This window comes from Pseudomonas sp. NPDC088368 (assembly GCF_044753445.1).
Taxonomy (GTDB): domain Bacteria; phylum Pseudomonadota; class Gammaproteobacteria; order Pseudomonadales; family Pseudomonadaceae; genus Aquipseudomonas; species Aquipseudomonas bambusae.
This window is the reverse complement of record NZ_JBIVNG010000009.1, coordinates 383,201-395,732: the sequence shown is the minus strand read 5'-3', so window position 1 is coordinate 395,732 and position 12,532 is coordinate 383,201. Positions and strand designations below refer to the sequence as shown.

Sequence of the window (12,532 nt, the reverse complement as noted above, 5' to 3'; positions counted from 1 at the left end):
GGAATCTAGGCACGTCCGTGACACTTACTGGGTATGGAGGCGGCAAAATTAGCTCTCTCTCATAAGCTCGCTCACACACCGGCCAATAAGCCCTCTGCTGTCTTCGATTACCCGCAAAGAACTCCGTAAGTTACTGGCCATGTTCGGATCAGGTTTGGAATCGAGGCACTCTACCCAGTCGACAAGGTCTGAGAGCGCCTCGGCCATCGCATGCTGGTTTTTGAGCACCGCGTGAAGAAGAGTGGTAGTCGCAGAGTGTTCGAGCATCGCGGTCTCCAGCACAGGTCATGGTCATGAACGTTGAGCAAAAGCTTAAGTCCATCCCTGACTTGGCTTAGAGGCATTTCGCCATCCATCACCTTGGAGAAGTGGTTCGGTACGAACGTTCCAGATAACGAGGACATTTTTCGTCATAGCTTTACACCGACAAGCGCATGGAGGGAAAATTCTTCAAGCAGCGCCGGGCTTCAGTAGGATTTCGGCGCTTGCCAACGGATGGTATGAATGGGTGAAAAACCTTAATGATCCGAAGAAAAAGCAGCCCTACTTCACCACTCTCAAAGAGCAGTTTCCTATGCTCTTCGCTGGGCTAGCAGAGGTACATGACGGCCTGGATCCAGATGAGCGTGACAGCTTTGTGATCTTTACTGCTGGCTCTGATTAGGGAATGGGGATATCAACGATCGGAAGCCGCCTGTGCTGGCACCGCAGCTCGCGCGGGAATGGATCGATCCGAACACCTCGCCAGGACGCGCTACAAAGATTGCGGTAGGAGGATTCCGACCGACCGCGGATTTCCATTGGTACCCTGTTGGTAAGGCAGTGGGAAACGTCAAAAATCAAGGTCAAGAGTTGATCGCGCCTTTACCCAAACATGATGAACAATGACATATTGTTCATCATTAACCGCTGGTTGGACCAGCCTTCAAGTTGCACTACGCGGAGCGCCTACGCGAGTTTGACCGCTTCGCGAATAGTCCCAGCGATCAAAGATTGCTTGCGTCCTTGCGATGTTGGACATCGGGGGGGATGACGGCAAAGAGGCCTTGTATAACCCCGCACTGGATGCCTTTCGACTCCGATACTAGGTGCCAAACTGCCACTCGTGAGCGCTGTCGCGGGCACAAAGATTGAGAATCCATTCTTTCGGGCGCAGGCTATTCTATGAAGACTGTGGTACAAACAGGCCGCTTCGGGGTTCACTACCTACCCTTAGGCTACAGGGCCCGAGCGGTCTATACAGTGCTCGCTAACATCATTGTCGTATCATCGCGCTCCTCAGCCAACCATGCATGACAATATCTCCGCATTTGCTGAAGCTTTTTCTTGTCAATGAAATAGTTATTTTCGGTTGTTCGTTTTTTGGATAACCCTAGTGAATTCAAGAAGTTCGTAACCAGCGCATGGTTCGCCCTTGGTGTCTCATTCTTCGGTACGATACTCACTAGCTCCAAAGCGTGAAACCCATAGCTATTAGAGCGTATCAGCGCCGCAGCCTCATTTACGGCAGCCTCTGTAATAATTCTAGATTCATCATCAGGTACAAGACACTTCATTGCTGAATTTATGCATTTACGCCTTTCGAATACATATTTCTTGGACCCCCACTCCTGACGGATAACTTTGAGCATATACGGTAAAAACTCTTGATCAGTAAGGAAGTGAGACGCAGCATTATTCAGCATTGATCGCCAATTTCTTTTAAGAATAAACCTTACGTCCTCCTCTACTAAAGAAGATGGGGATAGCTTAGTAATGGCAAAAAAGTCCGTCAAATCTTGATTATGAACAGTTTTGAGATCGACAGCTTTCTCATCTGGAAACTTAGATAACTGGATCAAGATATCTTCAACATGAGCATTGACTTGGGCCTCAGCCTCTTTCTTCTCCTGCTGCTGACGCAGGAGGAGATTTGTAGCATCAGTAATCATATTAGTAACCGCTATCCCGCTTCGCTCCATATTCATGGAAAACCATTGCGGAAAATTATTAAACTCTCTAGCGAGCTTCTGTTCTGTCTTGATAGCAAAAGAATCGAACGTTTGAACGCCCGTACAGATACGCCTCGCCCAATGCGATGCAGCTGTGGTTACATACTTGTAATTTTTTTCTATACCTACAACTATATTCTTCGCAGTCCTGTCCCGAGCCGTCATTTGCAGAGCTTCGTCTATACCAATCACTCTGAAAAACATGAAGAAATGGTGTGAAAAATATGATTCAGTGATCCCAATTGAAGACTGCATAGCTGATGTGTAAACAATAACATCATAGCTACGCATTTCAGAATTGGGGATTTCGAAGAACCGCCGTACCGGCTCTGTAGAGACCGTCTCAGCAGTAATAAGCAAGACACGCTTGCCTTTTTTCAATGCGGAATCAGCCTGTACTATAGCTTCTTTCCGGCTATCAACGCCTATCAATAACGGCGCCGTGCCCTGTAGGGCTTCTGCTATTGCATGCTTGACCTGATGTGTTGTCCCGACCTCCGCGAACCTTTCACTGCCAGTATGGGTCTCAGAAATGTAGGTGATTTTCCTACCACTTCTCTTGATCACCTCCAGCACTTCATCGTTGATGCAGGCATCAGCAAGGATCACTAACCTCGTTTTCTGGATCAGCTCGATCAAGCGCTCCCACACTGCAATTTGGTCGCCTTCAAAGTTCTTGTTGGCCACATGCCTTAAAACTTGAGCCGCTTCATCGATCACCAGAACATCGCTATCAGACAAATGAGCTTGGAATCTTCTATGAGTGCACCTATTGACAATCAAAGAAAGACCTTGAAGGGCATCCTCATTGCCGCTGACCTCAGGGTCTGTGCATACCTTTAATATACCATCAAATGTATTGCCATTCAGAATAGAGTGCCTATGCGTCAAAAATGATGCTTTACCCCCAGAAGAATTACTATTCTCAAGAACCTGCTGAATGAATGATTTGGTCTTGCCTCTCCCCATATCCATCATAACGATATGGATGCCACCGTCCCGAAATGCTTGGTTGGCAGCGCCTCTCAACCTAAAGCCGACCTCAGATAAAGATAAATCATGTCCCAAGAAGACCCTGGACATGCCGCCAAAATCCAAAGACCGTGTCTCATGAAATTCATCGTAAAGCGCGTCTAATGCTTTATGCATCAGCTTAGTAACGGAAATGGCGGCGCTACCAAAAACGTTACTGATTCTCACCTCAGCCGCATTCCTAGTCAACATACTGGGTACGCTGGCTGCTAAACCTCGCGCATATCGCTCCAAGTTTATTTTAAAGCCTGCCGAATAGGCTTTCTCATCTAACTCCAGTTGATCCTTCGTGGAGCATCTCGGATAAATACATAATTCATTGTGAAATTTCACTGCCAACCCAACATCTTCTGATCGGGCGAGTGCGCACATTGCCTCATAATCATCAGGGGTGGCGCGAACCAACACCTTGTTTTGAAACAGCTCATTTTCTGAGTAATATCGGACTATTCCTTGTACATCGTTACCGACCACTTTCACACAACAGTATTCCGGAATTATCTCATCAGAACCAATCAACACTTTACTGTTTGACGAATCACTTTCGAATAGAATGTGTTCAAAACTGCTACCTGGGGAAACGACTTTCATAAACGGACCACTTTATTATTATTTTTAATGACAGCATCACAGGCTGCCTATCCTGAAAACAAGGATATCATGAAAATTAGTAATTTTGTGGCACGTCACGAAAAAATTACAAGAAGTCAATAACACTTTACATAAATTAGAAAATATTAACTAAACTAATATTATTCGTGCTTAATGATCTTGCGTCTTATTGTGATGCATGCACCTCGGAACGTGATCGATGCAGCGCAATGCGGAGTGAGGATCTTTCACAGCAGGCTTGAGCCGTAGCAGGAAGGAAACGCAGATGCAAAGGACTCCAGCAATCCACATATTATCAAGACCCTCCCCTTCGTGCCACATCAGCACAGGCTCATCGGATCTGAGTCACCACATAGCTCATCGAGCTATCCCAGCAGGCAACGCGGTCAGCAGCACGGAAAATCCCGCTTCATATCCCTTAAGACTATAAGGGTAGTGGAATCTCAACCAAGCGTCGCTGGCCGTAAGGCTATGGTTGGCCATTATTCTTAGCGACTCAGCTTAACGCATGCCTGGAGCCAAGCTCCAAGAATGTTACCAGCCGATTGAGCCCCTGACTCTCACTTTCCCCCTAACAAATTGGTTGTGGGAAGTGAGATTTGACGCCTGCACGCCCCGACAACGGTCAGCCCCCCTGGGGATCTTCTGCGAAGCAGGTAAGGCGCAATCATCTCCAACCGCGTAAGTACGGCGCATACCCTGGAGCCACGCTCCAGGAACGTCACCAGCGGATTGGGCCCTGCCTCTCACTTCCTCCTTAACAAATAAATTGTAGGAAGTGAGATTTGACGCATGCGGTCCCGATCATGATCAGCCCCCTGGGCATCTTCTGCGAAGCGGGTAAGGCGCAACCATCTCCAACCGCTGAGGCATGGCGCATACCCTGGAGCCACGCTCCAGGAACGTCACCAGCGGATTGGGCCCTTGCCTCTCACTTCCTCTCTAACAAATTGATTGCAGGAAGTGAGATTTGACATCTGCGGTCCCGATCAACGATCGGTCCCCTGGGTCCATTCTGCGGAGCAGGTAAGGGATTCTCTTGGAGCCTGACGCACCTCCTGAAGCTACACCGCTTGAATGTTACCAGCGGATTATGGCCCTCATCCTCACTTCCCGCGAACAAATTGATTGTGAGGAGTGAGGCTTGACGTGCGTCCCCTAACCCTTGGGGCACCCTCTGCGAAGCAGGTGATCGATCATCAGTCTACAACATGTTGATCATGTCGAACCTCCAGATCTCTCCTCGGCTACTTTATGACCATGGCAGTCCTATGCTAGTAGCTCTCATGCCTCGGCTCTGCAAAAACGAATCAAGGATCAAGAGGGCCGAATCTGAATCGCTCTGAACTGAACGGGGAGACGTACGAACCTCACATAACCGCCCGGTTAATGGACAAGGTCATCAGGCCCAACATACTCAAATCCAATCTGATTCATGGATCCACTAGGTCCGGCTATTACCAGTCCCGATGCTTCAGGATTCGGTGTCCAGTCTAATTCCCCCACCTTCGAGAAATCCGCAGCGAACACGCTACGGGGATTTTGACCAGGCAGCCCGAAGCGAAGCACGCTGTCAGTTGCAGGAGCCTCTGATACCCATACTACGTTAGAAAGGTAGGACTTGACCGACCACGGCGTTGCCGGAGCCGTTCTGGTTGGATGCACGAACTCTTGCCAAAGGGAATGGGATTCAACAGTCGGCCAGGAAGGCAGCAGGCTATGTTCTAGCACCGCCGTGGTTTGTAACCATGCATGAAGGCCATGGGCTGAATTAAAACTAGTATCGGGCAGGCCGACTGCTGCGATGGCGCCGATACGAGAGCTGAACCCGCTTTGTATTAGGATGGCGGCGGATATGTTCAAGGTGCCGGTTTCTAGCGCGACCACGGGGTGTGCCAATGGAAAGTCGCTCAAAGATAACTCCTCAGCGAAAGGATCAGCGGATACCTCAGCACGAACACGCACAGCCTCCATAGCCCAAGGCAGGTTATAAACGAAAGCCTGCTCGATAAACTGGATTGTCTCATCGTCCGCCCCCAGCAGAGCGGCTCCGCTCAGCCAATCTCTTAAGATCTGTTTCCAGTCGCCGTGGAGCTTGTTTGGAGCGAAAGGCGGGATCGCGAATGCAATAGCGGCAAACGATTCTATAGCCTGGACCGCAAGGTCCGCGTCGTCTTGCTCGATCGCGATATTCGCCTGGAGAAGATAAGCCTCAAGCTCATTCGCCTTTGCATCCAGCTCTTTACCAGTAGCCAATCCAACCCCAGCTAGGAAATATCCCCGCCGTTGAGCAGGGGTCGTCTCACGCCAGATAACTTCGGCTCGCTTTACGAGACCACTCTTCAGGGCAATCTGATTTGGCTCTGTTTGACGAGCTAGCCGGCGAACAAAAAGCGAGTGCTCCAATGCTGCTTCCAACTTCGACTCGATCTCATCGTTTTCAATTTCCTCATCGCCCAAAAGGCTCAACAGAGCTGTATCAAGGCTCATCAGATAAGCCCCCCATTTCAGTCGCTGAGCCTGCTGCTCTGAGTCCTGCTCCGCGGGTATCTGAGGGAAATCCCAAGCTCCTTGCCCTGCCACGTAGTCGAGTAGCGTATTGAGATCAAAAGTGCCTAATTTGGAGGCCATACGCACGAGCAACGACATGATCAATTGTAAGAGTCCGCTCTCCATTTCACGGCCCTTCTGGCTGGACACGAGCGCATTCCAATCACGGCGCCGATTTCTGTGATTGTCGAACATCGGGTACAGCACCAACCCTTCGATGTCGATATATGCACGTCCAGCCCTTCCAACAACATTACGAAACTCTGAGATATCGATGGGCTCCCGGGTGCGATTCAGCCCATGAAATATCAGGCTAGTGGCCGCCAGATTTAACCCTTGCGCCAGTGTGGGGGATGAGACAGTGATTTTCAGCACCCCCTCCCTCACCAATCTTTCCACCTCTTTGCGATAGCTCGTCGGCAGCGCACCATGGTGGATGGCCACACCTAGCTTCAGGCAGGCCAGGATGTCATGGTCAGAACCGAACCATTCTGTGCCCACTGTGAGAGCAGTTGATAGGACGTCAAGCGAGACACCCAAGACTGAGCCTATATGCCCTCTTTTGTGCATTTCGATAATCCGGCGGGCAAAAGGCATAACTGAACGCCGCTGAGGACAAAAAATTAAGACAGTCTGTCCATCATCGACAAGCCTCCAAGCTGAAGCTAGGCACAATTCTGTCTGATCGGAAGGAAACAATTTTCTTGCCTTGCCTATGCTTGGTTTCCTCGCAACTACAAACTTAGGGATGAATGGCTTTTCGTCACCCACTGTGAAATTCAGTCGGCCATGATCGCCCTTCCAGTCGATCTCGCCATACCTCAATCGAGTTGGTCGCCAGCTTTGCTTAATCAGCCCATTCTCGCTGTCCATGGTGAGCCATGCGGCAAAATCCTCCAATTGATCACCATCGGGCAGAATCGCTGAGAGGCAAACAATTCTTCTCTGACGGGCGTCGGAGCGACGTAGGAGCCGCTGAATTTGAGCCTCATACCTCACTTCGCGCTCCCCCAGTCCGATCATATGTCCTTCATCTAGGACTACAAGACCTACATCATCCAGCAGTGAAGGGTCATTTCGGAGGGCAAAGTCCAGCTTTTCAGGAGTGGCTACAACAACGTGGGCGCTCCTTAGGGTGTACGTATCCTCACCGCTGACCCCAATACTTCCGTAAAGGCTAGAGACAGATTTACCTAAAGGGGCGAACGTTCGCCTTAAGCTTATCTCGGTCTGGGCGGATAGTGCGCGAAGGGGCGTGATGAATACTATCCGTTTATTTTCAGCCAAGCAGGTCAAGATACAAAGTTCAGCAATCCGGGTCTTTCCAGCACTGGTGGGCAGCGATAGCACAAGATTAGCATTGCTGTCGGTTACTAGCGCTGAGGCCGCAAGCTGTGACGGCCAAAGTTCGATCTCCGATTTATTTCTTTTGTAAAGAGATGCAATGAAGATTTTACGTAGATTTGACCAGCTTCCCGCTGCATCTCCAGGAGGAGAAACAGCAGGTAAAACCTTATGAAAGCTGGTATCCCATAACCCTCGAAGGAGATAACCTGCAATCCGATGAACCCACCACTGGGAGACCTTGTTAAGTTCGCCAGCGACCTCCAAACCACGATCAAGCCGGGCACATGCTCCATCTACAAGCAAGGCATTCCCACTTTCCAAGGCCGTGATGAAAATGGACATAGCTGCCATAAAATTATCTTCTATCGCCAAATCTAACGCTTGGCTAAGCGAGCTAGTATCATCGTCTGATGAATCCGCATCAGCCACAACAAATTTTGACAACTCGGTGATTATAGCTTGCTCATCGCCACGCTTAGATGAGAACCAACTCGATATTTCTCGAGCTAGGCCGGATAAATCTCTTAGCATCAATTTGCACAGTACAAGCTCGCTTATCGTGAGATTAGGCTTGGCCATACCTTGGTGCAGCAGAGAGTACGCCCGAGCCGAAAATCTTCCTAAATGATAAGCTGACGCCGCGATAAGCAGATGAAAATCTTTGTCTTCAGATTCAGGGCCTTTGTAGAACACTGTCTCAATTGCCTCCGCGGCAATTTCAAATGCAATACGAGCAGTTTCTGGCTCACCTCGCAGATCTAGGAAACGAAGCGCGTGCGACAAAAGTGAATAGCCATAAGACAACAAGTCATCCGACAAATCAGAGCTAAAATTTGGTGCCTCGTCAGGTAGTACCCCTTTACGCCATATCATTCCGCGAGACTGGCCACGCGCTAAGAGTTTATTGCGAAAACCTTGCTGAGTCGCCTGGTGAAGATGGAGACTAATTTCTTCAAGAGTACTTGCCATTACTTTGACACCATTTCAAATACAGATCGGATAAATTCCTGGTGCTTGTTGACGGTCAAAGCAACATATTGTTGTCGGACGATGCCCTTATAGCCGTTCAAATTTACGGTTAACAGGTTGCTCGGATTCCCTCCCGAAAAAGTAAAAAGCATATGAGTAACTTGAGAGTGCTTCAGCCCACCAATGAGCTGAGCTTTATCCAGCGCATCGCGAAGATCAACGTCACAAGCTTCACCGAGTCTATCCGCGACAAACGATATCGCATGGGGAGATGGTAATTCATTATTGTAAGACAGAGCAGCACGAGCTTCACCGATCACTGACGAGGTCATGGAAGCACGGCTTTTCACTTCAGCTTTGAGGATATGTAGCCCCCCCTTAGCATCCAGACGAAAGGCCAGGACATCTTCGCCCCGCATCGACATTTCACGATGATCTTTCCAACGTAGCCGTTTTATACCCCGTTTGAAATGTGTTGACTCTAGTACATACGCATTGCAGAGAATCTCGCCCAGATCCCCTGAGCGAATGGCTTTGGTCATCGGAAGTTTGGTGTTCAGGTAGTCGGATGCGGCGGGCTTACCGAGTTTAGCTAGAAGACCTGCAAGCCTGGAGGGTACGACATAGAAGCTGGGGAGCGCATCAGCAACAATCTTCACCGCTTGAGGAATTTTGGGAGATTGAGCATCTAGGCGATGCAGCTTATGAGCAGCAACCGCCGACTCCGTCTCAACGCACCACTCAACGAACCTGGTCATTCTAGCCTCGCAGATCAAAAGGTGGCTGCGCCACCGTCCATGGTAGGGGGAAGGCAACTCCCCGGTGCCACCATCCTATACGGCGGCGAGAGAGAAAAACCAGTAGCAGCTGTAATTTTATCGCGTATATAAATACTCGATCGAGCACGTTATTCGCCGCACACTACATACACTTGCAACTTGGAAGGATGTATAATCTAAAAAAAACAACAATAAGTCCAAGCATGAACAACAAATCAAACAACATCATTCATCTCCAATACCAACCTCGTCGCCTACTAGAAACAAGGACACTTCAACAGCACGATGTGCGGTCGTTAAGAGCTTCAGCTCAAAATTTAGAGCCCCAAAAAAAACGTAAGCATCACGACTATCCAAGGATATCGATTTTGCTCTCCTCAGCCAACTCACCAATATCCGGCAATAGGTCAGTACTCACCGCATCAGAGCTTTCTTCGATCTCAGGTATCAGCTTGTCGTCTCTTCTGGTGTGGCAGTGGAGCAGAAAGTTTGAGAAGGTCCTGCCATTCTTAGGAAAAGGGACATCAGCCACATATAAACGATCAGACATCGAGAGCTTCTTGGTTCAAGGCCGCGCTTACTGGACGGTAGAATCCAATCGAATCGGAAAAGCCTACAAACCAGGTCGATCTGCCAACCGACCCGGTTGACGGTTTCGAAAAAGTGACTAAGTTATCTGAACACTTGTTCTGCATCGACATTATCGGTGCGAACTAAACGATATCATATCATTTTCAAATCTAGCAGCTTTGAGGCTATCTCATGATCTTGTCGATTTCAGGGGAAAAAGGTGGAAGTGGAAAGACTACTCTTGCTTGCAATCTAGCAATTTGGGCTACTAAGCGTGGGCATGACGTTTTGGTTGTGGACAGTGACACGCAGACTTCAGCGAGTCGTTTCTTCGATCGTCGAGAACAAAGAGGCTTGTCCAAGGTGCCCTGCATTCAGAAAACAGGCGACTTGTATTCCACATTAAGAGACCTTAACAACAGGTTTGAAGTCGTGATAGTCGACGTCGGTGGCAGGGACAGTCGAGAGCTGCGCACAGCAATGTTGGCAGCCGATGTGATGGTGGCACCATACCAAGCATCTCAACTCGATCTCGAAACACTCCCCTATTTCGAAGAGGTAATCGAGGGCGCGCTGGCAATAAATCCAAATATGAAGAGCATGGGAGTGATCACCAGATCGCCAAATTACCCATCGCAACGAGAGTTGATGGACGCAAGAAGAGCGATAACACAGCTCAAATGGATTGCGCCGCTGAACCAAGTCATCAAAGATCGAAAAATATATAGAGATGCGTTTATTGAAGGCAAGGGCGTTATTGAGATGGCAAACCATAAGGCACGGGCAGAAATAGAACTGCTAGGTCAGGAAATACTGCAACGCATAGCTCAATGAATCGTCCTAATCGATCTGATATCAAATCATATCATCCACAGTGGAGTTATAGCATGTCATTCGATCTGACACCCACCAAAATCAATCCATCTCCTGCTGACATCGAACGTTTTGCATCCAAGGCCAAAATCAATCCTCCGCACTTTCCAGAAAGTTTGAGCAGTGAGACAACCACGCCTACAAAAAGGACCGAATCTATTTTGTTCAGATGTTCAAAGTCTGTATTTGAGGATATTGAGTTTGTGTTCCAACACACAAATATTAAAAGCAAGCAGAAGCTATTGGAATCACTAATCATACCCGAGGTAAAAAAAATGGCGCGGCAAATCAGACTACAGCAGACTGCGGATCATTCCATCGCCCGCCCGCATGATAATCTTCCGTAGACTCCGCCTGCATAACGTGACGTCGCGCAATCGGTCTTCTACCATTAGGGTTTCAGTGGAGGATTCGTATGGATGCGGGACTTCTGGACAATGCCTTGGGCACGATGTGCTCACTCCTCGACGCTGAAGGCGAGTCAGAGGCAGCTCACATCCTGCGAGTTGCTACCGCCCGATGCGAGGAGGTTGGCTATGATAACCTCAATGGGGGGACTGAGCTGTGGGACGTCATCCTTTCATTAGATACCACTGAGTATGCGAAGCTTGGGAACAGGCGCGAAAACCTCATTGCGAAGCTTGATCGCATCTTAAAGGAAGTAACCTCCAGCATCACCGACAACTGGTACTCGATCAAAATAGTCCCCCTCATCAACGTTAGGCCGGACTGGCGTGCCGCAGGCCCAACACTATCAACTGAAGCTCGTCGCGATATTGCTGACACGTACCGTAGTGGAGTGACTTGGTCAGGTGCGTTAGACGACGTCTCGTTTTTGAAGCGGCTTTACGACCTCCAAAACTTGCCATCAAACGACTCCCGCTACTCGTCAGCAGAAGGGGACATTCATCAGCACCGCATCAACAACGATGACTGGGACGACTCGTGGATATTCGATGACTCGCGATTTGGGCTGATGACAGGCTCCCCCGACAATTTTTTAAGATTTGTGTGCGAAACCATCAACCCTCTAGTTCGACCTGATCAAGGTGAAGCCAGGTTAATCGCTGAGGGAATGAACAACCAACTGCGCAGAGAAGGCTGGGAACTCGTAGAGCAACATCGGATGGGGGGGCGCTGGCGATACGCTGCACGTCGAGCCACTCAGCACAGTAGCCGAGCAATCAGCCGTGCCAAATCAGCAGCCGATGTTCTCGACGCAGATCATATGGAAACAGAGATCGAACGCTTGGAACGCGCTATCGAATCTGATCCAGGTCTCGCCATCGGGACAGCTAAAGAACTCGTCGAGAGCTGCTGCAAGTCAATCCTAACAATCCGCGGCATTTCGTTCACCAGATCTGCTGACGTTGGAGATCTCACCAAGCTCTTAGCAAGGGCTTTGGATTTAGTCCCCGATGGTATCTCCGATCAAGCGAAGGGCGCAGACAACATCAAAAGCATTCTCAGGAGCCTTTCCGCAATCCCCCACCACCTCGCACTGCTTCGAGGCCTCTATGGCAGCGGGCACGGTCGGGATGGATCGCACAAAGGCCTTGAAGCCCGTCACGCGCGCCTTGCTGTGAACGCAGCAGTGAGCTTCATCGACTTCGTAACCGAGACTCACAGACAGCGAGGGAAGTGATTACGGAAGCACTAGACCGGTGCCGTACCACTCTGCGGAATACTGCCCTCTTCTCATCCTAGCGAGTAAAGATCTGTACGGAGTGTTTCGGAGGCTGTGAAAAGATTCCAGAAACGTACCAATCGCTTTACGTGGAGGAGGATGCTCTGAGCTTGAGAACCGAT

8 protein-coding genes are annotated in these 12,532 nt (G+C 49.4%); 4 read left to right on the top strand and 4 right to left on the bottom strand.

The window, feature by feature from the left end:
* Positions 1 to 508 precede the first annotated feature (508 nt).
* Positions 509 to 664, top strand: a complete 156-nt coding sequence (locus ACIQAL_RS21700) for a hypothetical protein (RefSeq protein ID WP_401149287.1) — start codon at positions 509 to 511, stop codon at positions 662 to 664.
* A 571-nt stretch (positions 665 to 1,235) separates the two neighbouring features.
* On the opposite strand, the gene ACIQAL_RS21695 is transcribed toward ACIQAL_RS21700, so the two are convergent.
* The 4 genes from ACIQAL_RS21695 to ACIQAL_RS21680 form a co-directional block, all read right to left on the bottom strand.
* Complete coding sequence (locus ACIQAL_RS21695; RefSeq protein WP_401149285.1) at positions 1,236 to 3,614, bottom strand: DEAD/DEAH box helicase family protein; 2,379 nt, start codon at positions 3,612 to 3,614, stop codon at positions 1,236 to 1,238.
* 1,407 nt (positions 3,615 to 5,021) lie between these two features.
* A complete protein-coding gene (locus ACIQAL_RS21690) occupies positions 5,022 to 8,501 on the bottom strand; it encodes a DEAD/DEAH box helicase (RefSeq protein WP_401149283.1) in 3,480 nt (1,159 codons plus the stop codon).
* Entirely contained in the window at positions 8,501 to 9,259 is a 759-nt protein-coding gene (locus tag ACIQAL_RS21685) for a Hachiman antiphage defense system protein HamA (RefSeq protein WP_401149282.1), read from the bottom strand. The genes ACIQAL_RS21690 and ACIQAL_RS21685 overlap by 1 nt, the downstream gene beginning before the upstream one ends.
* 370 nt (positions 9,260 to 9,629) lie before the next feature.
* The gene (locus tag ACIQAL_RS21680) at positions 9,630 to 9,830 is read right to left on the bottom strand and encodes a hypothetical protein (RefSeq protein ID WP_401149280.1); all 201 of its coding nucleotides are present in this window, start codon (positions 9,828 to 9,830) and stop codon (positions 9,630 to 9,632) included.
* A gap of 212 nt (positions 9,831 to 10,042) precedes the next feature.
* Here ACIQAL_RS21680 and ACIQAL_RS21675 point away from each other — a divergent pair, with 212 nt between their 5' ends.
* The 3 genes from ACIQAL_RS21675 (at position 10,043) to ACIQAL_RS21665 (ending at position 12,368) form a co-directional block, all read left to right on the top strand.
* A complete protein-coding gene (locus tag ACIQAL_RS21675; RefSeq protein WP_401149279.1) occupies positions 10,043 to 10,684 on the top strand; it encodes a division plane positioning ATPase MipZ in 642 nt (213 codons plus the stop codon).
* A gap of 53 nt (positions 10,685 to 10,737) precedes the next feature.
* Positions 10,738 to 11,070 (top strand): hypothetical protein, encoded by a 333-nt coding sequence (locus ACIQAL_RS21670; RefSeq protein WP_401149277.1) that lies wholly within the window; start codon positions 10,738 to 10,740, stop codon positions 11,068 to 11,070.
* A gap of 68 nt (positions 11,071 to 11,138) precedes the next feature.
* Positions 11,139 to 12,368, top strand: a complete 1,230-nt coding sequence (locus ACIQAL_RS21665; protein ID WP_401149274.1) for an abortive infection family protein — start codon at positions 11,139 to 11,141, stop codon at positions 12,366 to 12,368.
* The last annotated feature ends 164 nt before the right edge of the window (positions 12,369 to 12,532 follow it).